This is a genomic window from Streptomyces sp. R41, assembly GCF_041053055.1.
Lineage (GTDB): Bacteria > Actinomycetota > Actinomycetes > Streptomycetales > Streptomycetaceae > Streptomyces.
Genome location: NZ_CP163443.1, coordinates 8388331 through 8413175, shown reverse-complemented (window position 1 = coordinate 8413175; position 24845 = coordinate 8388331). Strand labels below are relative to the sequence as shown.

Below are 24845 nucleotides of genomic sequence, written 5' to 3'. Positions count from 1 at the left end.
CGCCGCTCGATCAGACTCCGGCCGCCAGCAGTGCCGCCACCCGGCGGGCCGTGGCCTCGTCCCGGGCCGCGGTGAACGGCAGCGCGTTGCCCCCTGTCACGCGGAACGGCTCGCCCGTGAGGGTCAGGTGGGCGCCGCCCGCCTCCTCGACCAGCAGCAGGCCCGCCGCGTGGTCCCAGGCGGCCTCCCAGGAGAAGGCCGTGGCGTCCAACTCGCCGCGGGCGATGGCCAGATACTCCAGCCCCGCCGACCCGCAGGGGCGCGGGACGACCCCCTCGACGTACAGGCCGAGGAGCGCGCGCTTCTGCTCGTCCGTGGTGTAGTCCGGGTGGGACGTGGCTATGTCCAGGTCGCGGCCCGGCTCGGGCGAGCCGGAGCGCAGGGGCACGCCGTCGAGTACGGCGCCCCGGCCACGTATCGCGGTGGCGAACTCGTCGCGCGCGGGAGCGTACGTCCAGGAGGCGAGCACGACGCCGTCCAGCGCCAGCGCGACCAGCGTGCAGAAGCCGGAGTCGCCGTGCACGAACTGCCGCGTTCCGTCGACGGGGTCGACGATCCACACCGGCGCCGTGCCACGTATGGCTTCGTACGTCGCCGGGTTGGCGTGCACCGCTTCCTCGCCCACCACGACCGAGCCGGGCAGCAGCTTGGTGAGGGCCTCGGTGAGGTACTCCTCGGCCTTGCGGTCGGCGTCCGTCACCAGGTCGTGCGGGCCGGTCTTCTGATCGATCTCGTGCGCGGCCAGCTGCCTGAAACGCGGCATGATCTCGGCGGCGGCCGCCTTGCGGATCGCTTCTTCGACGTCGGACGTGCGGTGAGCGAGAAACTCGTCGATGGTTTCGATGTCTTCGATCATGGCTCCATGACAACACGCGCCACTGACAATCCCCACCCGCCCGGTGCACTCCCGGTGGAATCGCCATGAATACCGGGGATCGGAGATCAGCAATACGGGTTCGGTGATCGGTCATGCGGGAGGGGACGGCGATCAGCGACGCCGGGGGCGGCGATCAGCGACGCCGGGGGGACGGCGATCAGTGATGCCGGCGGTCGGAGATCAGCGTCCGACCGCGTACCCCTGCATCCCACGCGGATTCGCCGCCGCCGACAGCACGCCCGTCTCCGGGTCCCGGGCGACCGCGCACAGCCGCCCCTCGGACCAGGCCTCGGCGACCAGGACGTCATGGCCGCGGCGGCGCAGTTCATCGACAACCGCCTCGTCCATGCGGGACTCGACGGTGAGGCTGCCGGGGCGCATGCCGCGGGGGTAGAAGGAACCGGGGAAGCTGTCGTTGTGCCAGTTCGGGGCGTCGATCGCGCCCTGGAGATCGAGGCCGCCGCGCACCTCGGAGCGCAGTGCCACGGACAGGAAGAAGTGCGTCTGCCACTGGTCCTGCTGGTCGCCTCCCGGGGTGCCGAACGCCATGACCGGCACGCCGTCGCGCAGCGCCAGCGAGGGGGTCAGCGTGGTGCGCGGGCGGCGTCCCGGCGTCAGGGAGTTGGGCAGTCCCTCCTCCAGCCAGGCCATCTGGAGCCGGGTGCCGAGCGGGAAGCCCAGCTCGGGCACGACCGGGTTGGACTGCAGCCAGCCGCCGCTCGGGGTGGCGGCGACCATGTTGCCCCAGCGGTCGACGACGTCGAGGTGGCAGGTGTCGCCCCGGGTGCCGCCGTTCCGTGCCACGTCGGGTTCCGCGGCCGTCCGGGCCACGGTCGGTTCACCGGCGCCCGGTACCGCGAGGGCGTCGAAGCCCGGCTCCCCGGCGGCCACCACGCGCGCGTGCACGCTCAGCCGCGGGCTGCGCCCTCCGGGGCTGCCGGGGCACAGCTCGTACGACGCCTTGTCGCCGATGAGCGCACGCCGGGCGGTGTTGTACGGCTCCGAGAGCAGCTCGGCGAGCGGCACCTCGGCCGCGTCCCCGTACCAGGCCTCCCGGTCGGCCATGGCGAGCTTGCAGCCCTCGACGAGGAGGTGGACGTAGTCGGCGCAGCCGTAGCGCGGCAGCTCGGCCGGGAGCAGGGCCAGCTGCTGCAGGAGGACCGGTCCCTGGCTCCACGGGCCCGCCTTGCACAGGGTCCAGCCCCGCCAGTCGTACGTCGCCGGGGGCTCGTAGGTCGCGGACCAGGCCGCCAGGTCGGCGGCCGTCAGGGTGCCGGTGTGGCTCTCGCCGCTGGTGTCCATGGTGGGCCGCCGGGCCTGGCGTACCAGGGCCTCGGCGATGAAGCCGGAGCGCCAGACCCTGCGCGCGGCCTCGATCTGAGCCACGCGGTCCGTCTCTTCGGAGACCTCGGCGAGCAGCCGTCGCCAGGTCGCGGCGAGGGCGGGATTGCGGAACAGCTCGCCGGGGCGCGGTGCCTCGCCGCCCGGCAGATACACCTCGGCCGACGAGGTCCACTCCGTCTCGAACAGCTCGCGCACGGTCTCGACCGTCTCGCCGACGCGCTCCACGGGCGCGTGCCCGTCCTCGGCGTACCCGATGGCGTACTTGAGCACGTCGGCGAGCGGCTTGGTTCCGTGGTCGCGCAGCAGAAGCATCCAGGCGTCGAACGCACCCGGCACGGCGGCGGCGAGTGGCCCCGTACCGGGTACGAGATCCAAACCGAGTCCCCTGTAGTGGGCGATCGTCGCTCCGGCGGGCGCGACGCCCTGTCCGCACAGGACCCGCACCTCGCCGCCCGCCGGGGCGAGGATGATCGGGACCTCGCCGGCGGGCCCGTTGAGGTGGGGCTCGACGACGTGCAGCACGAAGCCCGCGGCGACGGCGGCGTCGTACGCGTTGCCGCCGCCTTCCAGGACGGCCATCGCCGACTGCGAGGCGAGCCAGTGTGTGGAGGACACCATGCCGAAGGTGCCCTGGAGCGTCGGTCGAGTCGTGAACATGCCTGCCACCTCGCTGTGCGGAGCGATCAACCTCGGTCCCGACTATGGCACTTGCGCTCATGGGAGGGCAGGACAGCGGCCCCGCGCCACACGGAGCCGCCCCGGAAGGACCGGAATGATCGGAATCATTCGCCCGGGATGGGCGTTGGTCCTCGTGGAACGGAACGGAGGCGGATCGGTGCACGGTGAGTACAAGATCCCCGGCGGCAAGCTCGTCGTGGTGGATCTGGACGTCGAGGACGGAGTGCTGCGCCACGCGCGCGTGGCAGGCGATTTCTTCCTCGAACCGGACGAGGCGCTGGACGCCGTCAACCACGCGCTGAACGGGGCCCCGGCCGACACCGACGCGACAGGCCTGGCCGCCCGCATCGACGCCGCGCTGCCCGTGGGCACGGTCATGTACGGGCTGACCTCGGAGGGCATCGGGATCGCGGTGCGCCGGGCGCTCGCGCACGCCACCGACTGGACGGACTACGACTGGCAGCTGATCCACGAGGGTCCGCAGTCCCCGGCGCTGCACATGGCCCTGGACGAGGTGCTGACCGCCGAGGTCGCCGCGGGCCGGCGTCCGCCGACGCTGCGCGTGTGGGAGTGGGGCGCCCCGTCCGTGATCATCGGCAGCTTCCAGTCGCTGCGCAACGAGGTCGACCTGGAGGGGGCCGCACGCCACGGCATCGAGGTCGTGCGCCGGATCTCCGGCGGCGGCGCGATGTTCGTGGAGCCGGGCAACACCATCACGTACTCGCTCTCCGTGCCCGAGGCGCTCGTCCAGGGGCTCTCCTTCCAGGACAGCTACGCGTATCTCGACGACTGGGTGCTGGGCGCGCTCGGCGACATGGGAATCAAGGCCTGGTACCAGCCGCTGAACGACATCGCCACGGACCAGGGCAAGATCGCGGGCGCCGCCCAGAAGCGGGTGGTGGGACCCGTGGACGGGGGCGGGCCCGGCGCGGTGCTCCACCACGTGACCATGTCGTACGACATCGACGCCGACAAGATGCTCGAAGTGCTGCGCATCGGCCGGGAGAAGCTCTCCGACAAGGGCACGAAGAGTGCGAAGAAGCGGGTGGATCCGTTGCGCCGGCAGACGGGGCTCGCACGCGAGGCGGTCATCGAGCGGATGATCGACTCGTTCCGCGGCCGGTACGGGCTGGCGGACGGCAAGGTGACAGAGGAGGAGCTGGCGCGGGCGGAGGAGCTGGCGCGGTCGAAGTTCGGGTCGGCGGAATGGACGGGCCGGGTGCCCTAGCCGGCGGTGCCGCTCAGAACTCGGAGGTGTCGAGCTCCATGTCGAACGGATCAGGCAGCACGACAGGCGTCCCGAACGGCAGCGGCCCCTCCACCCTGGTGTAGCCGAGTCGGCCCGGTACTGCGTACAGGGTGCAGGACCGTTCCGTACGGTCGACGAGCAGATACAGCGGTGCGCGGTACTCCGCATAGCGGGCACGTTTGACCGTGCGGTCGGTTTCCGCATTGGACTCCGAGGTGACCTCGACGATCAGCAAGGTCTGGTCGGGGAGCAGGGCCCCCGCGCCCTTGGCGACGTCGCTCGGCACGACTGCCAGATCCGGCACGTACCAGTTGCTCGTCCCCGGCAGGTCCAGGTTCCCGGAACCGGCCCGGCAGCCCAGTCTGCGCAGCACCGGCCCCAACTGCTCGCGGATCAGATCGGCGACGTTCTCGTGGTCCCAGGACGGCACGATCGGTTGGATGACCCCCTCGACGATCTGCACACGGTCACCCTGGATGTGCTGGATCGCGTACTTCAGTGCGGTTTCCGGGTCGGTCACTGCGTACGCGTGCGGCTGAGCGCTCATCGGTTCTCCGTCGGACATCGTGTCTGCAGCATGACCACCCTCCCCGGTGTACCGCAATCCGCCACACGCGTTGGGCGATTCAGCACGCGGCTCACCTGAACCGGTGATCTCCGTGCCGAACAGCCACCAGCCCCGACTCGTACGCGAACACCACCAGCTGCGCCCGGTCGCGGGCGCCCAGCTTCGTCATCGCCCGGCTGATGTGGGTCTTCGCCGTGAAGGGGCTGATGACCATGTGCGCGGCGATCTCCTCGTTGGTGAGGCCGCGCGCGGCGAGTGCGGTGACCTCGCGTTCGCGGCGCGTGAGGTGCTCCAGGCCCGGCGCGGTGGCCCGGTCCGGCGGCCGGGCGACGAACTCGCCGATCAGGGTGCGCGTCACGGACGGGGACAGCAGCGCCTCTCCGTGGACGACGACCTCGATGGCCTGGAGCAGGTCGGCGGGCTCGGTGTCCTTGAGCAGGAAACCGCTGGCACCGGCGCGCAGCGCCTCGAAGACGTACTCGTCCAAGCCGTAGTTGGTGAGGATGACGACGCGCACGCCGGACAGTTCGGGGTCGGCGGCGATACGGCGGGTCGCCTCGATGCCCGTCATCACCGGCATCTGCACGTCGACGAGGGCGACGTCCGGCACCTCGGCTCTCACGAGGGCCAGCCCCTGTTCTCCGTCGGCGGCCTCGCCGACCACCTCGATGCCTTCCTCGGCGTCGAGCAGAGCGCGGAAGCCGGCCCGCATGAGGGCCTGGTCGTCGACGAGCGCGACCCTGATCACGACACGTCCTCCGGTATGCCCAGCGGCAGTTCGGCCCGTACCGAGAAGCCACCCTCCGCGCGCGGGCCGGCCTGCAGGGTGCCACCGAGGGCCGTGACCCGTTCACGCATGCCGGTGAGGCCGATGCCGGGTCTGGGCGGCCGGGCCGACTGGGCGGTGCCGTCGTCGTCCACGCGGATCGTCAACTCACCCGTGCGTAGTCGAGTTCGACGGTCACCTTGGCGGGGCCCGCGTGGCGGGCGGCGTTCGTGAGGGCCTCCTGGACGATGCGGTACGCGGCGCGGTCGACGGTCGCCGTGAGCGCGCATTCCTCGCCGGTCACCCTCAGATCGACGGCGAGACCGGCGGCTCGGGCCCGTTCCACCAGCAGCGCGGGTGTGCCGGTCGGCTCGTCGGTGCGCAACACCTCCAGCGTGGCGCGCAGTTCGCGCATCGCCTCGCCGCCCGCCTCCTGGATGGCGAGCAGCGCGGGCGGAACCTCCTCGCCGCGCTTGCGGGCGAGGTGGACGGCAACGCCCGCCTGGAGCTTGACGATCGAGATGGTGTGCGTGAGCGAGTCGTGCAACTCCCGGGCGATCCGGAGCCGTTCTTCGCCCGCGCGTCTCAGTGCCGCCTCCTCGCGGGTGCGTTCCGCCTCCAGCGCGCGCTGTTCCGTCTGGCGCAGGTACGCCTGCCAGTTGCGGTCGGCGAGGCCGGTCACCAGGGCGCACAGGAACCAGCCGGCGAGCAGGAGACTCCGCTCGACGATCTCCTGTGTCGTGGGGCCCGTCGCCACGTATCCCGCCAGGAAGGCGGCGCTTGCCATCGCCGCCACGCCTCGGTGGCCCGCACGGGCCGCCGTGTGTACGGCGGCCAGGACAGGGAGGGCGGAGAGGGAGCCTGGGTGGGCGTGGACGACGTAGGCGGTCGTGGCGGCCGTGCTCGCCGCCAGCACGGCGCGCGGCGCCCTGCGATAGGCCGCGAGGGCCAGGGAGCCGACGCCGATCAGTGCGTAGTCGACGGGGGTCGTGCCGTCGTCGAAGGCAGCCGCGGTCACGACGAGGGCGCCGATCACGACGGCGAGCGTCGCGTCGGTGATGTTCCTGCGGGTGGCCTGGTCCAGCTGCATGTTCGGCACCATATGCGGCTGCGCCGACAGCCGCGTCAGACCTGTGGATGGGTGCCGGGGTACTCCCGGCGCAGTAGGTCGCGCTGTGCGCGGGCCCCGGTGGGGGTAGCTGGTATTGCCTTCGGGGGTACGACGTCTCGGGTGCCTCGCCTGGGCCAGGGTTGCAACGGCACCCGGCGCTGGTGGCTGCACCCGTCCTCCCCCGAGCTCTCGGCCCTGCGGAACGACTGCCCACAGCGGTGGGCGGTCGAGGTCGCCGGCCAACGGGCGCGGCCGGCGGCCACCGCCCACCCGCTCGCGCATGGCAATCAGTGGCCACCGGCCAGGACACCGGCGGTCGGCCGACACCTTGTGCAGGCCAAGGTTCGCGGCCAGCACTCAGCCACCAACCGTCAATCGCCCACCGCCAGTCGCCGGCGGCCAGCCGACAACCGACAGCCATCAGCCCGCAGCCCACAACCCGCAGCCCGCAGCCCACAACCCTGAACAACCACCCACAGCCCGGAGGCACCCCATGTCCAGCCCCTTCCGCTACACCACCCCGCCCCCACCCAAATCCGCCACCGGCGTCACCGCGGCCGTCTACGCCCAACTCGCGGAAGACTTCGGGATCGAGCGCGCGACGACGTTCGTCGTGCTCTCCTCCGCGCCCGAAATCATGGCCGCCGCCTGGGCGTTGATGCGCGAGTCGCTCATCGCGGGCGGCGGTGACAGGACCGGGAAGGAACTCGCGGCGCTGGGGGTGTCCGAAGCCAATCGGTGTCCGTTCTGTGTGGACGCGCACACGATGTTGCTGCACGCCACCGGGGACCACTCCCTCGCCGAAGCCATGGTGCGCGGGGAGACCCCCGCCGACGAGCGCCACGCGCGTGTGCTGGCGTGGGGCAGGGCGAGCCGGACCCCTGGGGCGGCCGAGTTGACGCCGTACCCCTTCCCCGGCGCCCACGCCCCCGCCTATATCGGCACCGCCCTCTCCTTCCACTTCATCAACCGGATCGTGTCGGCCCTGCTGACCGAGAACCTGCTGCCGGGCAACGTCCAGCGCTTCCGGGCGGTGAGGAGCCTCGCGGGACGTTCGGTCGCCAAGACGGTGCGTCGGCGCCCCTCCCCCGGTGCGGGCCTGGCGCTGCTCGACGACCCGGGTCCCGGGCCGGACTGGGCGCAAGGGAGCACGGTCGGCCCGGCCTACGCCGCACTGCGCGACGCCGCCACCGCCGGAGCGGGGCTCCTGGACGAGGGCGACCGGATCCTCGTACGGGAAACGCTCGAGGCGTGGGACGGCACGCATCCGCCGCTCGGCCGGGACGAACTGCCCGACCGCTCCCGCCCCGGCGCCCGTCTCGCGCTGCTGGCCGCCCTCGCCCCGTACCGCATCACGGACGAGGACGTGACGGCCTGGCGCCGACCGATCCATACCGACCACTGTCTCGTGCACCTCGTGGCGTACGGCGCGTTCGCCGCCGTCGACCGCATCGAGAGCGCGCTTCCCGTCGGCACCATGAAGGAGACCTCGTGACCCGGATCGCCAACTCCGCGCAAGCACAGGCCTGGAACGGCCCGGTCGGCACCCACTGGGCCACCCACCAGGAGCGTTACGACGCGATGGTGTCGGGCGTGAACGACGCGCTGTTCGCGGGCGCGGCCATCTCGGCGGGCGACCGCGTCCTCGACGTCGGCTGCGGCGCCGGGGCGACCACGCGGATCGCGGCCCGGCTGGCCGCGAGCGGACATGCCGTGGGAGTCGACATCTCGGCGCCCCTGCTCGACAGGGCACGGGCGATCACCGCCGCCGAGGGCGTCACGAATGCCGCGTACGAGCTTGCCGACGCGCAGATCCATCCCTTCCCGCGCGCCGGATACGACGTGGTCATCAGCCGGGGCGGCGTGATGTTCTTCGCTGACCACGCGGCCGCCTTCCGGAATCTGGCAGGGGCGTTGCGGCCGGGAGGGCGGCTCGCGTTCGTGTGTCCGCGGCCCGCCGGTCCGCACATCGAGGAGTCGCGCGCTCTCGGCCTCTTCGGCAAACTCCTCGAAGGAGGCGATGGAGACGGCGAGGGTACGGACGGCGACATCGCCGCCGCGCAGGTCGCGATGGCGTCCTTGTCCGACCCGGCGCGGATCCGCGAAGCGCTTCAGGGATACGTCGACGTGACCGTGACCCCGGTGGGTGTCGACACGACATGGGGGCGCGACGCCGCGGACGCCGTCGACTTCATCCTCTCCCGCACGCCCGGCCGAACGGTCGACGCCGGCACGCGCGCCGCCCTGGAGGACACGTTGCGCCCGTACGAGACGAATCGCGGCGTCCGCCTCCGGGGGGCGGTGTGGCTCGTGACGGCGAGGGCGATCACGAAGGACGGCGAGAAACGGCCCGCACCCCGTCAACAGTGAGCCACTGTCACCACACAGGCACGGAGCGAGTTGGCACTTCCGCCCCACAGGGACTCATGTGACACTGGCGTCCCGTCCGCAGTGCGGACCCCTCCGCACCGTCCCCCACGAGAAGTGCGTCTTGCGTTCTCTTCCTCTGCCGCTCGCTCTCTCCGCGCGCCTGTTGCCGGTCGCCGTGCTCGCCTCCGCGGGCTGGGCCCTTACGTCCGGTCCGTTGGCCGCGACCCCCACCGCCGAGCACAAACCGACGCAAAAGACGACCGATACGGCAAGTGCGCCATCGACGTCCGCCGCCACCAAGACATACACCGCGTCGCCCGCGCCCTGCGACGGCGTGACGGAGACGACGGTCAAGTCCCTGGTCCCGGGCGCCAAGACGGCCGGGCAGGAGATCGCCTCGACCGACAAGTCGGTGCGCCGCACCTGCTCCTGGAACGCGCTGAAGGGGTTCGACTACCGCTGGCTCGACGTCTCGTACGAGATCAAGGCGTCGGACGAAGCGGCACAGAAGTCCTACAAGGAGCGCGTCGCGGACAAGAGCGGCGGCGGGGCGGTCCCCGGACTCGGCGACAGGGCCTACTCCGTCGTGAACCTCACCACCGAGGACAAGCAGCAGACGCGCGAGGGAGTGGTGCTGGCGCAGGTGTCCAACGCGCTGGTGGTCATCACGTACAACGGCAGTGACTTCGAGACGAAGAAGGCGCCGAGTACGGACGAGATCAACAAGGGCGCCATCAAGGCCGCCAAGGACGCGGTGGCCGCACTGGAGAAGAGCCGGCAATAGCCGGGAAGATCCGCAACGGGACCTGAAGAACCGGGACGGGACCCGAAGACCGGAACAGGACCTGAAAAACCGACGCAGGTCCGCCAAAACGCGGTAGAGCCGACCGGGACGAAGCGGTCGGCTCTACCCATGGGCACGTAAGTCGGGCACGTCAGACAGTGGCCTTCTCCTTGCCCCGCAGCAGCATCAGCACCACGTACAGAACCATCGACGTACCGAGTCCGACCGCCCAACCGTAGTCGGCCAGCGACTCCAGCGCCGGAATGGGCCGGCCGTCGATCAGCGGGTGGAAGTCGGCGCCGCCGATGGCCAGGACGCCGCCGGTGACGAAGGCGACGACGGCGCGCCAGTTCCAGCCGCCGTCGTACCAGTAGCGGCCGCCCGTGCGGTACAGGTCGGCGAGGTCGAGCTTGGTACGGCGCAGGATCCAGTAGTCGGCGATGAGGATGCCGGCGACCGTGCCGAGCAGACCGCCGACCAGGCCGAGCCAGGTGAAGATGTAGCCCTGCGGGTCGGAGTACAGCTTCCAGGGGAAGATCAGCACGCCGAGGACGCAGGTGGCGAGCGCGCCGGCGCGGAAGTTGATCTTCCTGGGCGCGATGTTGGAGAAGTCGAAGGCCGGCGAGACCAGGTTGGCCGCGATGTTCACGGACAGGGTCGCGACCAGCACGGTGACCAGGGCGAAGAGGATGCCGGCGACGTTGTCCGTCTTGGCGGCCAGCTGTACCGGGTCCCAGATCGCCTTGCCGTACACGGCCTGCGAACCCGAGGTGACCATGACCGACAGGAAGGCGAAGAGCGTCATCGTGGTCGGCAGGCCGAGCGCCTGCCCCCAGGTCTGCGCCTTCTGACTCTTGCCGTAGCGGGTGAAGTCGGGGATGTTCAGCGACAGCGTGGACCAGAAGCCGATCATGCCCATCAGCGAGGGCCAGAACAGTTTCCAGAATTCGCCGCCCCAGCCCAGCTTGGAGGGCTGGTCGAGCAGCGGGCCGAAGCCGCCCGCCTTGCTGCTCATCCACCACAGCATCACACCGGCGCCGATGAGCACGAAGGGCGCCGCCCAGTTCTCGAAGCGGCGGATCGTCTCCATGCCCCGGTAGATGATGGCGACCTGGAGCACCCAGAAGATCGCGAAGGACAGCCACATGGTCCAGGCGTAGCCGCCGACCTCGGAGGCGTTCGCCCAGCTGTCGCCGAAGAGCTTCCCGGCGAGGAAGTAGATCGCCTCGCCGCCGATCCAGGTCTGGATGCCGAACCAGCCACAGGCCACCAACGCCCGTACGACGGCGGGCAGGTTGGCGCCGCGGACACCGAAGGAGGCGCGCGCGAAGACCGGGAACGGTATGCCGTACTTGGGTCCGGCGTGCCCGGTGAGCAGCATCGGGACCAGCACGATCAGGTTCGCCAGCGCGATGGTGAAGACGGCCTGCTTCCAGTCCATGCCGACGGCTATCAGACCGGAGGCCAGCGTCCAGGAAGCGGTGTTGTGGGCCATGCCGACCCACAGCGCGGAGAAGTTGTACGTGGTCCAGGTGCGCTTCTCGACCGGGACCGGCAGCAGGTCCTCGTTGGCGTAGGGGCCGCTCGGCGCCGGGGCGTCGGGCGCGATCTCCACCCGCCCGTCGGCGAGCGTGACTTGAGCGGCGGGCGGGCTGTCCGGGGGGACGGTCTCGGTCATGGGCAGGCCAATCAGATGAGGAGTGACGGGAGAGGCCGTGCGGGTGACGCCGTGGGGGGATGTGCGGGTGCGGCCGGTCCCCTTCCCGGGACGGCGGGAAGGGGACGTTCGGGGAGGGAGCGGGAGCCGCTGTGGGGCTGGGCTTGCGCGATCAGCCGTTGATGGCCGGGATGACCGTCGACCCGTACGCGTCGATGGTGGCCTCCTGCGCGTCGTGCATGTCGTACACCGCGAACTGGTCGACGCCGAGCTCGCGCAGCGCGTCGAGCTTCTCGATGTGCCGCTCGGCCGTGCCGATCAGGCAGAACCGGTCGACGATCTCGTCGGGCACGAACGCGGTGTCGGGGTTGTCGGCGCGTCCGTGGTGGGAGTAGTCGTAGCCCTCGCGGGCCTTGATGTAGTCGGTGAGTTCGTCGGGTACGGCGGCGGAGTGCTCGCCGTACTTGGAGACGAGGTCGGCGACGTGGTTGCCGACCATGCCGCCGAACCAGCGGCACTGCTCACGTGCGTGGGCGAGCGCCTCCGGCGAGTCGTCCTCGGTGATGTACGCGGGTGCGGCGACGCAGATCTTGACGTCGGAGGGGTCGCGTCCGGCCTCGGCGGCGGCGTTCTTCACGGCCTTGACCATGTACTCGGTCAGGTACAGATCCGCGAGCTGCAGGATGAAGCCGTCGGCCTCCTCACCGGTCATTTTCAGTGCCTTCGGGCCGTACGCGGCCATCCAGACCGGGAGTTCGGCGCCGGGCTTGACCCACGGGAACTTGATGACGGTGCCGCCGAGGTCGGCCTCGTCGCCGCGCCCGAGTGCCCGGATCACCTTCATCGCCTCGCTGATGCGGGCGAGCGTGTTGGGCTTGCGTCCGGCGACGCGCATCGCCGAGTCGCCGCGGCCGATGCCGCACACCGTGCGGTTGCCGTACATGTCGTTGAGCGTCGCGAAGGTGGAGGCGGTGACCTCCCAGGTGCGGGTGCCCGGGTTGGTGACCATCGGGCCGACCGTCAGCTTCTCCGTGTTCGCGAGGATCTGACTGTAGATCACAAAGGGTTCCTGCCACAGCACGGCGGAGTCGAAGGTCCAGCCGTAGGTGAAGCCGTTGCCCTCGGCCCGCTTCATCAGCTCGATGACGCGGGAGGCAGGGGGGTCGGTCTGCAACACGAGTCCGAAGTCCATGGCGCCACTCCTAGTCGCTCAGAGAAGGTACTGACAGGTGGAGCGGGGGGTGTAGACGCCGTGACCCGCGCGTCCGGTGAACTCCCGCTCGGTGATGACCAGTTCGCCGCGCGAGAGCACGGACTCGACCCGTCCGGTGACGTGCTTGCCCTCATACGCCGAGTAGTCGACGTTCATGTGGTGCGTCTCGACCGACATGACCTGCTCGGCGTGCGGGTCGTAGATGACGATGTCGGCGTCGGCGCCCGGCGCGATGGTGCCCTTCTTCGGGTACAGGCCGAACATCCGCGCCGGGGTCGCGCAGGCGATCTCGATCCAGCGGCGGCGCGAGATGTGCCCGTCGACGACGGCCTGGTGCAGCAGGTCCATACGGTTCTCGACGCCGGGAAGGCCGTTGGGGATCTTCGAGAAGTCGCCGCGGCCGAGCTCCTTCTGGCCCACGAAGCAGAAGGGGCAGTGGTCGGTGGAGACGACCTGGAGGTCGTTCGTGCGCAGTCCGCGCCACAGCGCCGCCTGGTGCTCCTTGGGGCGAAGAGGCGTACTGCACACGTACTTCGAGCCCTCGAAGTCGGGCTCGGCCAGGTTGTCGGTGGACAGGAACAGATACTGCGGGCAGGTCTCGCCGAAGACGTTCAGGCCCTCGTCGCGCGCCCGTGCCAGCTCGGCGACCGCCTCCTGCGCCGAGACGTGCACGACGTACAGCGGGGCGCCCGCGACCTGCGCGAGCTTGATGGCGCGGTGGGTGGCCTCGGCTTCGAGCAGTGCCTTGCGGACCTCCCCGTGATAGCGGGGATCGGTCTCCCCACGGGAGAGCGCCTGCTCGACAAGGACGTCGATCGCGATGCCGTTCTCCGCGTGCATCATGATCAGGCCGCCGTTCTCGGCGGAGCGCTGCATGGCGCGCAGGATCTGGCCGTCGTCGCTGTAGAAGACCCCGGGGTAGGCCATGAACTGCTTGAAGGAGGTGACGCCCTCTTCGACCAGCAGGTCCATCTCCTTGAGCGTCTCCTGATTCACATCGGAGACGATCATGTGGAAGGCGTAGTCGATGGCGCACTTGCCGTCGGCCTTGGCGTTCCAGGCGTCCAGGCCCTCACGCAGCGAGTGGCCGACGCTCTGCACCGCGAAGTCGACGATGGTGGTGGTGCCGCCCCAGGCCGCGGCCCGGGTGCCCGTCTCGAAGGTGTCGGAGGCGAAGGTGCCGCCGAACGGCAGCTCCATGTGGGTGTGGGCGTCGACGCCGCCCGGGATGACGTACTTGCCGGTGGCGTCGACGGTCCGCTCGGCCGTCCACGCCTCGGCCGCCGGGGTGCCGGTCGCGGCGAGGGCCGCGATCCGGCCGTCCTCGATCAGGACGTCGGCGTGGATCTCGTCCGACGCGGTGATGACGAGGCCACCACGGATGACGGTACGGCTCATGCTCCCTCTCCTTCCGGTCGTGCGTGCACTGAGGGAATCCGGTTGCTGTTAAAAACTGCGATCAACACTGTTTCGGCCGCGGGTCCGGGGGTTGTCCCGCCCTTGAAAGGAACACGGTTCCGCGGGCCCGGCCCCCCGTGAGCCGGGCCCGCGAAACGCGTTATGCCTACGGCGCGGTCAGCGGCCCGTACGTGCCCGGAGCGCGGTCGCGGTAGAACTGCCAGCGGTCGCGCACCTCGCGGAGCTTGGCCAGGTCCAGGTCGCGGACGACGAGTTCCGTCTCCTTGTCGCTCGCCACCTCGCCGACGAACTGGGCTTCGGGGTCGACGAAATAAGACGTCCCGTAGAAGTCGTTGTCGCCGTACTCCTCGACGCCCACCCGGTTGATCGCGCCCACGAAGTACTCGTTGGCGACGGCAGCGGCCGGCTGCTCCAGCTGCCAGAGGTAGCCGGACAGACCGCGCGAGGTGGCCGACGGGTTGAAGACGATCTCCGCACCCGCGAGGCCCAGCGCACGCCAGCCCTCCGGGAAGTGCCGGTCGTAGCAGATGTAGACACCGATCCTTCCGACGGCGGTGTCGAAGATCGGCCACCCGGAGTTGCCCGGACGGAAGTAGAACTTCTCCCAGAATCCCGGCACTTGGGGGATGTGGGTCTTGCGGTACTTGCCCAGGTACGAGCCGTCGGCGTCGATGACCGCCGCGGTGTTGTAGAGGACGCCGGGCTGCTCCTCCTCGTACATCGGCAGGACGAGGACGATCCCCAGCTCCTTGGCCAGCGCCTGGAAGCGCTGGACGATCGGGCCCTCGGGGATCTTCTCGGCGTACTCGTAGAACGCCTTGTCCTGGACCTGGCAGAAGTAGGGTCCGTAGAACAGCTCCTGGAAGCACAGGACTTGGGCGCCCTGCGCGGCCGCGTCGCGGGCCGCCTGCTCGTGGACCTGGATCATCGATTCCTTGTCGCCGGTCCATGCGGTCTGGAAGACGGCGGCGCGGATCACTCTGCTCATCGGGACCTCCGGTCGCTCGGTGTGCTGGGGCGGCCGCCGGAAGTGCCGTCGTCCGCCCGGAGGGCGGGCCCTGCGGCGTCCGGTGCGTGCTCTCGGCGTGCCGGGCGCAAGTCCTCGTACTGGATGTACTTGGGCTTGTGCCCGGTGCGGCGAGAGTGCGTGCCGGACGCCGTGGGGCAGACGGCAATTCCGGCGCCCGCCCCAGGAGCCTAGAAAGGCCGGAGGGCGGCTTTGAGTTGCACCGTGTCACGTCTGAAGCGCTGTGCCGTTCCACGGTGTCACCCCCGCGTCGTCCCATGTTTCACCTATGTCGTCCCGTGTTTCACCGTTGTTGCGCGTCGTGCGCGAGCAGCGCGATGTGCACGGACGCCGCCTGCTCGAAGTCGTCGAGGTCGACGCCGAGACGGGCCTCTATGGCCTCCAGCCGCCGGTACAGGGCGGGCCTGCTGACGTGGTGGAGCTGCGCGGTGCGCGACTTGTTCCGGCCGGTCGCGAGATACGTCCGCAGCACGGGCAGCAGCTCCGACTCGGCGTCGGCGCCGCACAGCAACCCGTCCAACTCCCGCTCGGCGAAGGACTGGACGTGCGGATCGTCCCGCAACAGCCGCACCAGGCCACGCAGATGAACGTCCCGCAGGCGTACGAGCACCGGCTGGTCCTGGTCGGCCGGCGCGTCGGCGGCGGCCTCGGCGACGTGCAGGGCCTCGCGCAGGCCGCCGGGGACGTCGTCCCAGGCGGTACGGGGAGAGGCCGCGGCCACGGTCGTACGGACCCCGGTCTCGTGCCGCAGCCGCAGTGCGAAGTGCGCGGCCAGCGCCTCCCCGTCCTGGTCGCGGGCGAGGCTGAGCAGCACGGCGGTGGCTCCGTCGGCCAGCTCGGCGACGAGTCCGGGAAGCCCCAACAGGCGCAGTACACGGTCCAGTTGGGTCGGGTCGCCGTCCCGTACCACGAGCGGCACGAACGCCCGCCGGTTGACGGGCAGTCCCGCCGCCCGCGCCCTCGGCAGCAGCTGCCGGGCCGGTACGACCCCGCTCACCAGGTCGGTCAGCAGGCTCTGCGCGGACTCCTCCTCCCAGGTGTGCACGGAGCCGCCGAGCATCCGGTGCAGGACCAGGGCCTCGGCGGCCCGGTCGGCGAGCAGCCGCCCGGTCGCGCCGTCGCCGCGGTATCCGCACAGCACGATGCGGCCCCAGCGCTCGCCGCGCCCGCCCAGCTCGGCGCGGATCCATCCGTCGCCCTCGCTGCCGCCCGCCTGCCGGGCGATGCGCTCCCAGTCGCGCAGCACGTCGTCGACGGCGGACCGCTCCCCGGCGGTGGCGAGGACGCGGTGGGCGAGGTTGGTGACGACGACGGGGCAGGCGGCGTGCCCGGCGATCTCGTCGAGCATGCGCTGCAGCGGAGCGCCCGTGGTGATGAGTCCGGTGAGCGCGGTCCGTACGGCCTCGGACAGACTCACGGCCGCGAACTTGCTTCTGACCAGCCGGGATTGCACCTCCTCCGTCAACTCGGCGAAGGGGAAGGGCCGGTGGAGCACCACCATGGGCAGCCCACAGCGCTCGGCGGCCCGGCGCATCACGTCCGGCGGCGCCGGGAAGGCGCGGCCGAGTCCGAGGACGACGGCCGCGGCCTCGGCACGGTGCAGCGAGCGGATGTACTCGGCCTGCGCGTCGGGATCACCGGCGAGCAACACCCCCGTGGTGAGCACCATTTCACCGCCGCTGAGCATCACGCCCACGTCGGCGGCCTCGGCGACATGCACCCAGCGCACGGGCCGGTCGAGATGGCTCGCGCCGGCCACCACCTCGGGCTCTCCGGCGAGCACCCGGTCCAGGGTGAGGACCTGGCGTACCGACAGGGCGGGTTCCAAGGCGGTGGTCATGGCGCGTTCCCTTGCTCAGTCCTACTGGGTACACCTCAGCGCGTGCTCCAGGATCGCCGCGCCCTCCTCCGCCTCCGCGACGGTGAGGGAGAGCGGCGGTGCGATGCGCAGCACGCTGGTGTTGTGACCGCCGCCCTTGCCGATCAACAGGCCTTCCTCGCGGGCCGCTTCGAGCACGGCGGACGCGGCGTCCGGACTGGCCTTGTCCGTGCCCGGCTCGACCAGCTCGACGCCGATCATCAGTCCGCGCCCGCGGACCTCTCGTACGCCCGGGAGCGCCACGGCGATCGCCCGCAGCCGCTCGATGAGCAGCCCGCCGACGCGCCGGGCATTGCCCTGGAGGTCGTGTTCGAGGAGGTACGTGAGGTTCGCGAGCCCCGCCGCCATCGTGACCGGCGAGCCTCCGAAGGTGGAGATGGAGTTGGAGTCGAGGCAGTTCATGATCTCGGCGCGGGCGACGACTCCGCCGATGGACATGCCGTTGCCGATCCCCTTGGCGAAGGTGAGCATGTCCGGCGGGCCCGCCGCGTCGTGTGCCTGCCAGCCCCAGAAGTGCTCGCCGGTGCGGCCCCAGCCGGTCTGCACCTCGTCGGCGATCCAGAGGATGCCGCGCTCGTCCAGGACCTCGCGGAAGGCGGCGTAGAGGCCGTCAGGCGGCAGCGTGAAGCCGCCCACGCCCTGGACGGGTTCGGCGATCAGGGCCGCGGGCGGGCGGATGTGGCCGAGCAGGTCCTTCAGATCCTCCACGCAGGCGGCGATGAAATCGGCGTCGCTCAGATCGGCGTACGGACCGCGGGTGCGGACGCCACCGTGGACGTACAGCGTCTGGAGCGGCGAGAGGGAGGTCGGCGACCAGCCCTTGTTGCCGGTGATGCCGACCGCGCTGAACGAGCGGCCGTGGTAGCTGTTGCGCATCGCCAGGATCTGGTTGCTCTGCCGGTAGGCGGTGGCAAGCAGCAGGGCCGTGTCGTTGGCCTCGGTGCCGGAGGTGGTGAAGAAGACGCGCGCGTCCGGGATGCCGGACAGCTGGGCGATCCGCTCGGCGAGGTCGACCATCGGCCGGTTGAGATAGAGCGTCGAGGAGTGGATGATCCGCCCGGCCTGCTCGCTGACGGCCTTGGTCACCTCGGGGAGGGCATGGGCCGTCATCGTCGTCAGGATGCCGCCGAAGAAGTCGAGGTACTTGTTGCCCTGGGCGTCCCAGACGTGGCGGCCCTCGCCGTGGGTGATCTCGATCGGGTCCTCGTAGTAGAGGGCGAGCCAGTCGGGCATGACGGCCTTGTGGCGCGTGTACAGATCGGTCACGGCCGCACCAGCCCTTCGTACGCGTCGGGACGGCGGTCGCGGTAGAACGCCCACTGCTGCCGGACTTCCTCGATCAGGTCGAAGTCGAGGTCGCGGACGACGAGTTCCTCGGCCTTGTCGCTCGCCGTCTCCCCCACGAACTGCCCACGCGGGTCCACGAAGTACGACGTCCCGTAGAAGTCGTTGTCCCCGTACTCCTCCTGCCCGACCCGGTTGATCGCCGCGATGAAGTACTCGTTGGCGACGGCCGCGGCCGGCTGCTCCAGCTGCCAGAGATAGGCGGAGAGGCCGCGGGAGGTGGCGGACGGGTTGTAGACGAGCTGGGCGCCGTTCAGGCCGAGCTGTCGCCAGCCCTCCGGGAAGTGGCGGTCGTAACAGATATAGACGCCGATCTTGCCGACGGCGGTGTCGAAGACGGGCCAGCCCAGGTTGCCCGGTTTGAAGTAGTACTTCTCCCAGAAGCCCTTCACCTGGGGGATGTGGTGCTTGCGGTACTTGCCGAGGTACGTGCCGTCGGCGTCGATCACTGCCGCGGTGTTGAAGTAGAAGCCGGACTGCTCGACCTCGAAGACGGGCACGACGACGACCATGCCGGTCTCGCGGGCGAGCTCCCGCATCCGAGTGACGGTGGGCCCGTCGGGCACGGGCTCCGCCCAGCGGTAATGCTCGGGCTCCTGGACCTGGCAGAAATAGGGAGCGTTGAAGACTTCCTGGAATCCAATGACCTTGGCGCCCTGCCGGGCCGCCTCGCGGGCGTGTTCCTCGTGCTTGGCGACCATGGATGCGGTGTCGCCTGTCCAGGTGGCCTGGACCAGAGCGGCACGTACGACGTTGGCCATGAGCTGCTCCTTCGACGGGACGTCAGAGAGCCTCTACGCCCGTAGACAAAGGCTGTAGAGGCTCGAAAGTAAGCCCCCTGGGGAGCCTTGCCAAGACCATCGTCGTTAACCCGCTGAGTCGATCACGTTTCGCACTCCTGTGGGTGAGTGACGGATCCGGTCACGCGGTGAAGCCGGCGACCCGCAGAGCGTGGACGAGGTCCCAGTGGCGCTCGTCCGAGACACCCTGGGCGGCCTCCAGGAGGAGCGGCACGAGCCGCTGCGGGTCCGCTTCCGCGCTGCGGGCCGCTTCCTCCGGGGTGCGCACGCGGACGTACGCGGCGAGCAGTGCGTCGATCTCGCGCCGGCGGCCCTCCTCGGCGAGACCCAGCACGGCGGCCCCGATCTCCGGCGCGGGCCGGGCCACGCCCTGGCGCAGCATCTGCTGCCCGTCGGCCGTCCGGCCCGCCGCGACGAGCGCGTCCGCGGCTGCGACCAACCGGTCGGCGGGGAGCGAGGCCGCCTCCCACAGCAGGGTGGCCCAGTCGGCGTCCAGGCCCGCGCGGTGCAGCTGCGCGGCGAGCAGCGGGAAACGGGCGGCGGGCCAGTACGCGGCCTCGACGAGGACGGCGTGCGCCTCGCCGCTCCTGCCCTCGCTCCGCAGCCGTATCAGCGTCTCGACGGTCTCGACGGTGGCCCGCCGCGCCCCGTCGTCCAGCGGCTGCGTGCGCGGCTGCGCGGGCTCCTCGGCCGCTCCCGCGAAACGGGCGCCTCGGGGGGTACGGCCGCCCGGCGCGGCGGGGGCCGGGGCGGGCTGCGCCGTCTCGGGTACGGCCATGGGGGCCGACTCCGGCTCCATCATTCCGGCGAAGCGGGCGCTGCCTCGGGGGCGGCGCTTGGAGCGTTGCTTGGGGGTGGCGGGGGCCGGCTCCGGGGCCCGGGCCGGGGGCTGGTCGTGGTCGCCCTGCGCGTCGGGGGCGTATGCGTCGGGACGTGAGGTCGCCGCTCGGGCGGGCGACTCCGGGTCCGCGAAGGGCGAGCGCGCGGAGGTCTGCTCCGGCCAGGCCGGGTCCGCGAGCGGGGAGTGCGGGCCGGTCTGCTCGGGAATGGGCGAGCGGTGACGGGGTGACGACGGCCCCGGGGCGGCGCCCTCTCCTGGGCCCGGCCGAGCGGTCGGACGGCCCGACGTGTTCACCCCGCCCTCGGCCTGCTGTACCCGGAACACGTCCCCGGCGGGCCCGGCCGTGAAGTCCAGCGCGCCCTGCCCATAGGTGTACTGGGCGCGGCGGTCGAGGTTCTCCATGCGGTGGCGGAGCTCGGCGCAGCGGGCCGTGGCCCGTTCGTGGTCGTCGTGGGCCCAGGCGAGGTCGAGCCGGATCGACTCGGCCTCCTCCTGGGAGCCGGCCGAGCGGAGCAGCCGGCCCAGCTCGGCCTGGCGCTCGGCCGCGTAGCGCTGTTCGCGGAGCATGACGTCGAGGCGGTCGCCGAGGGCGTCGCGGCCTCCCGGCCGGGCGTCGTACGCGGCGAGCGAGGCGCCGTGCAGGCCGCGGGCGCGCTCGGTCTCCTGGGCGGCGGCGCGGTCGCCGTACTCCGCGGCGATGTCCTGGAGGAGCGCCTCCACGACATCCCAGGGCGGGACTTCCCAGCCGTCCAGGCAGGCCCGCATGCCGTCGGGATCTCGCTGCCAGAACACTCCGCACCAGCCGGCGCCCTGATCGAGCCGTTCCATCAGCCCGCTCAGGTACCTCGCGAACTCCCGCACTTGACCCGGGAGTTGTTCTACAGCCATCACACGACTCCCCGCCCGACTGGAGTACTTCGCTCCGGTAGAAAACACCAGCCGTGTTACGGCACGGCTACAGGGAGTTTTCGGACCGGACGCAGAGCCCTCCGGGATGGATGACACCGGTGTGCGGCCCGCCAGGGACGCAGCTGTCAGGAGACCCTACTCGCCTCCCCCGCCCGATGGTCGGCGGTCGGACGTCACCTCACGCCACCCGCGCCAACGCGCACCGCACCACGAGGTCGTCCATCGACAGCCCGAGCGCCCGCGCCAGCGCCGCCACGGTGAAGAAGGCGGGGGTGGGCGCCCGCCCGGTCTCGATCTTGCGCAGCGTCTCGGCGGAGATCCCGGCGACCGCCGCGATCTCGGCCATGCTGCGGTCACCGCGGGCGTCGCGCAGCAACCGGCCGAGCCGCTCGCCGCGTTCGCGTTCTTCGGGAGTCAGGGGGGTACGTCCCATGCCACCATTCTAATACCGGTATAGTAATTGGCATGGTGGAACTGAAGACGGACACATCGATCGACGAGATGTACGCGGCGGGCCAGGTCGTGGGCAGGGCGCTCACGGCGGTACGCGAAGCCGCCGACGTAGGCGTCTCACTCCTGGAGCTGGACGAGGTGGCGCACCAGGTCCTGCGGGACGCGGGCGCGAGCTCCCCCTTCCTCGGCTACCGCCCCTCCTTCGCGCCCACCCCGTTCCCCGCGGTCGTCTGCGCCTCCGTGAACAACGCGATCGTGCACGGCATCCCGGACGGCTACCGGCTGCGCGACGGCGACCTGGTCTCCATCGACTTCGGCGCCGAACTGGGCGGCTGGGTGGGCGACTCGGCGATCAGCTTCATCGTCGGGAAGCCGCGCGCCGCCGACGTACGCCTGATCGAGACCGCGGAGCGGGCCCTCGCGGCCGGCATCGAGGCGGCCGTCGTCGGCAACCGCATCGGCGACATCGCGCACGCCATCGGGACGGTGTGCCGCGCGGCGGGGTACGGCATCCCGGACGGCTTCGGCGGCCACGGCGTGGGCCGCCGCATGCACGAGGACCCGTCCGTCCCGAACGAGGGCCGCCCCGGCCGCGGCCTCCCCCTCCGCCACGGCATGGTCCTCGCCATCGAGCCCATGCTCATCGGCGGCGGCACCAACGGCTACCACGCGGCCCCCGACGGCTGGACCCTCCGCACGAACGACGGCTCCCGCGCGGCCCACACGGAGCACACGGTGGCCATCACGGACGCCGGACCGCGCATCCTGACGGCTCGCTAGCCGCGTGGGGCGGCCGGCCCGGGCCCGAGAGGGCTCCCGGGCCTCCGCCCCACCCCCTTCGCTACGACGCCGGCCGCACCACCATCGCCGACCCGCCCCCGCGCCGTACCTTCTCCGCCGCCGCGAGCCACTTGCCGTTGGGGAGGCGCTGGACGCCCGTTGCCGCGCCGATTTCCGGGTTCTGGCGGAAGGCGTGGCCGATGGACTCCAGTTGGGCTTTCAGCGGGCTGTTCCACAGGGCGGGTTCGAGTTCGGTGGTGGTCTGGTTGCGCTGGCTGGCGCGGGGGGCGGCGATCGCGTCCACCAGGGGCAGCTTGCGGTCCAGGAACTCGGTCAGCGTCTGCAGCACGGTCGTGACGATGGTCGCGCCGCCCGGCGAACCGAGCGCCACCACCGGCTGGTTGGCGCGGTCGAGCACGATGGTCGGCGAGATGGAGGAGCGCGGCCGCTTGCCGGGACCGGGCAGATTCGGGTCGTGGACGTCCGGGCTCGCGGGCGTGAAGGAGAAGTCCGTCAGCTCGTTGTTGAGGATGAAGCCGCGGCCCGGGACCGTGATGCCGCTGCCGCCGGTCTGCTCGATGGTCAGCGTGTACGCGACGACGTTGCCCCACTTGTCGGCCACCGTCAGGTGCGTGGTGTTCTCGCCCTCGTACGTCGTCGGGGCGGCCTTTCCGGCGGTGGAGCAGGCGGCCGGGTCGCTCGGGTCACCCGGCGCCAGCGGGCTCGTCAGCACCGCGTCGTCCTTGATGAGGCACTCCCGCGAGTCCGCGTACTTCTGCGACAGCAACCCCTTGGTGGGTACGTCCTCGAAGGCCGGGTCGCCCACCCAGCGGCCCCGGTCCGCGAACGCGATCCGGCTCGCCTCGATGTAGCGGTGCAGGTACTGCGCCTCGGTCGCCTTGGAAAGGTCGCTCCTCTCAAGGATGTTGAGCGCCTCGCCGACCGTGGTGCCGCCCGAGGAAGAGGGCGCGATGGAGTAGACCTTCAACCCGCGGTACGTGGCCTTGGTCGGCACCTGCTGCTTCGCCTCGTACTCCGCCAGGTCCTCCAGGGACAGCTTGCCCGGGCGCGCGTTGTAGCCCGAACTCGGATCCACCGGCGGCTTGTTCACGGTGTCGACGATCTCCTGGCCGAGGTCGCCGTCGTAGATCGCGTCGACACCCTCCGTGCCCAGCTCCTCGTACGTATGCGCCAGATCGGGGTTCTTGAAGGTCGATCCGACGACCGGGAGCGCGCCGCCCGGAAGGAACAGCTCGGCGGTGTCCGGGAAGTTCTTGAAGCGGGCCTGGTTGGACTCGGTCTGTGAGCGGAAGGTCGCGTCGACCGTGAATCCGTCGCGGGCGATGCGTTCGGCGGGCTTCAGCACGCTGCCCAGCCGCCTGCTGCCCCACTCGTCGAGAGCGGTCTGCCAGGTGGCGGGCGTGCCCGGTGTGCCCACGCCCAGCCCGCTGGTCACCGCGTCCGCGAAGGCGAGCGGCTTCCCGTTCTCCAGGAACAGCCTGGAGTCGGCCGTCAACGGCGCCGTCTCGCGGCCGTCGATCGTGTGCACCGTACGGGACTTGGCGTCGTAGTAGACGAAGTAGCCGCCTCCGCCGATGCCGGACGAGTACGGCTCGGTGACACCGAGGGCCGCCGCCGTGGCGACGGCCGCGTCCACGGCGTTGCCGCCCTTCTTCAGTACCTCGATCCCGGCCGCGGAGGCGTCCGCGTCGACGCTTGCCACGGCGCCGCCGTAGCCGACGGCGACCGGAACCTTCTCGACCGAAGCATCGGTGGCGGCGGGCGGCGCAGCCGCGCCGACCGACACCACCGCGGCCGAAACCGCCAAGACCGCCAGATTCCGCGCAAGAGGGCGACGCATCCGTACCTCCAGTCAACAGCCGTCCGCGCAGCGTAACTTCACTGCCATGCCCGCGTCAGGACCCCCTCGAACACGGATCCGCAAGCCCGCTAGCATGCGCGCCCATGAATGACGACGTGCGCAACATCGTCCTCGGCGTGCTCGCGGCCGGCATCAGTGCCGCGCTCGGCTGGCTCGCCCGTACGTATATGTGGAGGCGCAAGCTCCGCCGCAAGCAGGCGTTCTTCGGGCTGCCGGACAACTCCGAGTCACTGCTCGTCGTCAACCGCGACGCCGGCAGCGCCGACCTCGCAGTGCACCGGTACGACGTGTTCGCACTCCTTGAACTCTCCGCTCTTATCAAGGATTGCGGCGCGCACGCCGAGGTGATCACTCAGGACGCGGCCCGGCAGGGCTTCGGCGAGCGGACGGAGTTCTGCGTCGGCGGCCCGGGGTCGAATCGGCGCATGGCTGCCCATATGGACGCCATGCTGCCCGGGGTGCGCGTGAACACCGACCCGGAACCGGGCCCGGACCGACTCGCGTTCCAGATCGGCAGCGAGCGCTACCGCATGGAGCAAGGCCTGACCGAATACGTGCTGCTGGCACGGCTCACGGCCGGGCAACCCGGCCTGACCCGGCCCGTCTTCCTCTTCTGCGGCCAGCGCGCGATCACCAACCAGGCGGCGACCCGCTATCTCGCCCGCAATCACGAACGCCTCGCACGCAAGCACGGCGACAAGTCCTTCGTCCTGCTCCTGAAGGTGGTGAACTCCCAGGCGTACGGCCCGGACGTCGTCGAACTCGTCGCGGACGTCACCCGGGCCGCCCAGACCCCGCTGCCCACGCCCGCGCCCCCGCGCAATTCGCACCGGGCGACCCCATGAAGGCTCGCCTCCCGCATGCCCCTGCGATGAGCGGTTCGACACGCACACG

General features: G+C 70.9%; 20 protein-coding genes and 1 pseudogene. 6 read left to right on the top strand and 15 right to left on the bottom strand.

Annotated features, from left to right (window positions below; all coding sequences use genetic code 11):
- Positions 1-10 precede the first annotated feature (10 nt).
- Positions 11-856, bottom strand: a complete 846-nt coding sequence (locus AB5J53_RS38235) for an inositol monophosphatase (RefSeq protein WP_369250182.1) — start codon at positions 854-856, stop codon at positions 11-13.
- Positions 857-1057: 201 nt separating this feature from the next.
- Positions 1058-2878 carry a gamma-glutamyltransferase family protein gene (locus AB5J53_RS38230; protein ID WP_369250181.1) on the bottom strand — a complete coding sequence of 607 codons (1821 nt, stop codon included), beginning with the start codon at positions 2876-2878 and terminating at the stop codon, positions 1058-1060.
- A gap of 178 nt (positions 2879-3056) precedes the next feature.
- Between AB5J53_RS38230 and AB5J53_RS38225 the strand changes: the two genes are divergently transcribed.
- Positions 3057-4127, top strand: a complete 1071-nt coding sequence (locus tag AB5J53_RS38225; protein ID WP_369252705.1) for a lipoate--protein ligase family protein — start codon at positions 3057-3059, stop codon at positions 4125-4127.
- A 13-nt stretch (positions 4128-4140) separates the two neighbouring features.
- Here AB5J53_RS38225 and AB5J53_RS38220 read toward each other — a convergent pair whose 3' ends face one another.
- From AB5J53_RS38220 to AB5J53_RS38210, 3 genes and pseudogenes are all read right to left on the bottom strand, one after another.
- Positions 4141-4695, bottom strand: coding sequence for a Uma2 family endonuclease (locus tag AB5J53_RS38220; protein WP_369250180.1), 555 nt, complete (start codon positions 4693-4695; stop codon positions 4141-4143).
- A gap of 91 nt (positions 4696-4786) precedes the next feature.
- Positions 4787-5464 (bottom strand): response regulator, encoded by a 678-nt coding sequence (locus tag AB5J53_RS38215; protein WP_369250179.1) that lies wholly within the window; start codon positions 5462-5464, stop codon positions 4787-4789.
- A pseudogene (locus AB5J53_RS38210) lies at positions 5461-6572 on the bottom strand (sensor histidine kinase). Before AB5J53_RS38210 ends, AB5J53_RS38215 begins: the two are co-directional and overlap by 4 nt.
- 514 nt (positions 6573-7086) lie before the next feature.
- On the opposite strand from AB5J53_RS38210, the gene AB5J53_RS38205 reads away from it, so the two are divergent.
- The 3 genes from AB5J53_RS38205 (at position 7087) to AB5J53_RS38195 (ending at position 9747) form a co-directional block, all read left to right on the top strand.
- Positions 7087-8088: a carboxymuconolactone decarboxylase family protein gene (locus AB5J53_RS38205; protein ID WP_369250178.1), complete on the top strand. Its 1002-nt coding sequence runs from the start codon at positions 7087-7089 to the stop codon at positions 8086-8088.
- On the top strand, positions 8085-8963 hold the full coding sequence (locus AB5J53_RS38200; protein WP_369250177.1) for a class I SAM-dependent methyltransferase: 879 nt from the start codon (positions 8085-8087) through the stop codon (positions 8961-8963). The genes AB5J53_RS38205 and AB5J53_RS38200 overlap by 4 nt, the downstream gene beginning before the upstream one ends.
- A 121-nt stretch (positions 8964-9084) precedes the next feature.
- Positions 9085-9747, top strand: coding sequence for a hypothetical protein (locus AB5J53_RS38195; protein WP_369250176.1), 663 nt, complete (start codon positions 9085-9087; stop codon positions 9745-9747).
- 151 nt (positions 9748-9898) lie between these two features.
- Here the strand turns inward: AB5J53_RS38195 and AB5J53_RS38190 are convergent, their stop codons facing one another.
- The 9 genes from AB5J53_RS38190 to AB5J53_RS38150 form a co-directional block, all read right to left on the bottom strand.
- On the bottom strand, positions 9899-11425 hold the full coding sequence (locus tag AB5J53_RS38190) for an NCS1 family nucleobase:cation symporter-1 (protein ID WP_369250175.1): 1527 nt from the start codon (positions 11423-11425) through the stop codon (positions 9899-9901).
- A gap of 151 nt (positions 11426-11576) precedes the next feature.
- Positions 11577-12596 carry a TIGR03842 family LLM class F420-dependent oxidoreductase gene (locus tag AB5J53_RS38185; protein ID WP_369250174.1) on the bottom strand — a complete coding sequence of 340 codons (1020 nt, stop codon included), beginning with the start codon at positions 12594-12596 and terminating at the stop codon, positions 11577-11579.
- Positions 12597-12614: 18 nt separating this feature from the next.
- Positions 12615-14015, bottom strand: a complete 1401-nt coding sequence (hydA, locus tag AB5J53_RS38180; RefSeq protein WP_369250173.1) for a dihydropyrimidinase — start codon at positions 14013-14015, stop codon at positions 12615-12617.
- A 166-nt stretch (positions 14016-14181) separates the two neighbouring features.
- Entirely contained in the window at positions 14182-15024 is an 843-nt protein-coding gene (locus AB5J53_RS38175) for a nitrilase-related carbon-nitrogen hydrolase (RefSeq protein ID WP_369250172.1), read from the bottom strand.
- Positions 15025-15346: 322 nt separating this feature from the next.
- Positions 15347-16903 (bottom strand): PucR family transcriptional regulator, encoded by a 1557-nt coding sequence (locus tag AB5J53_RS38170; protein WP_369250171.1) that lies wholly within the window; start codon positions 16901-16903, stop codon positions 15347-15349.
- A gap of 21 nt (positions 16904-16924) precedes the next feature.
- Positions 16925-18175, bottom strand: coding sequence for an aspartate aminotransferase family protein (locus AB5J53_RS38165; RefSeq protein ID WP_369252703.1), 1251 nt, complete (start codon positions 18173-18175; stop codon positions 16925-16927).
- Positions 18176-18204: 29 nt separating this feature from the next.
- Positions 18205-19047: a nitrilase-related carbon-nitrogen hydrolase gene (locus tag AB5J53_RS38160; RefSeq protein WP_369250170.1), complete on the bottom strand. Its 843-nt coding sequence runs from the start codon at positions 19045-19047 to the stop codon at positions 18205-18207.
- Positions 19048-19207: 160 nt separating this feature from the next.
- Positions 19208-20815 carry a hypothetical protein gene (locus AB5J53_RS38155; RefSeq protein WP_369250169.1) on the bottom strand — a complete coding sequence of 536 codons (1608 nt, stop codon included), beginning with the start codon at positions 20813-20815 and terminating at the stop codon, positions 19208-19210.
- Positions 20816-21014: 199 nt separating this feature from the next.
- Positions 21015-21269, bottom strand: coding sequence for a helix-turn-helix domain-containing protein (locus AB5J53_RS38150; protein WP_369250168.1), 255 nt, complete (start codon positions 21267-21269; stop codon positions 21015-21017).
- A 32-nt stretch (positions 21270-21301) separates the two neighbouring features.
- Here AB5J53_RS38150 and map point away from each other — a divergent pair, with 32 nt between their 5' ends.
- The gene (map, locus tag AB5J53_RS38145; protein WP_369250167.1) at positions 21302-22069 is read left to right on the top strand and encodes a type I methionyl aminopeptidase; all 768 of its coding nucleotides are present in this window, start codon (positions 21302-21304) and stop codon (positions 22067-22069) included.
- 61 nt (positions 22070-22130) lie between these two features.
- Here map and ggt read toward each other — a convergent pair whose 3' ends face one another.
- On the bottom strand, positions 22131-23930 hold the full coding sequence (gene ggt / locus AB5J53_RS38140; protein ID WP_369250166.1) for a gamma-glutamyltransferase: 1800 nt from the start codon (positions 23928-23930) through the stop codon (positions 22131-22133).
- A gap of 104 nt (positions 23931-24034) precedes the next feature.
- On the opposite strand from ggt, the gene AB5J53_RS38135 reads away from it, so the two are divergent.
- On the top strand, positions 24035-24796 hold the full coding sequence (locus AB5J53_RS38135) for a hypothetical protein (RefSeq protein ID WP_369250165.1): 762 nt from the start codon (positions 24035-24037) through the stop codon (positions 24794-24796).
- Positions 24797-24845: the final 49 nt, after the last annotated feature.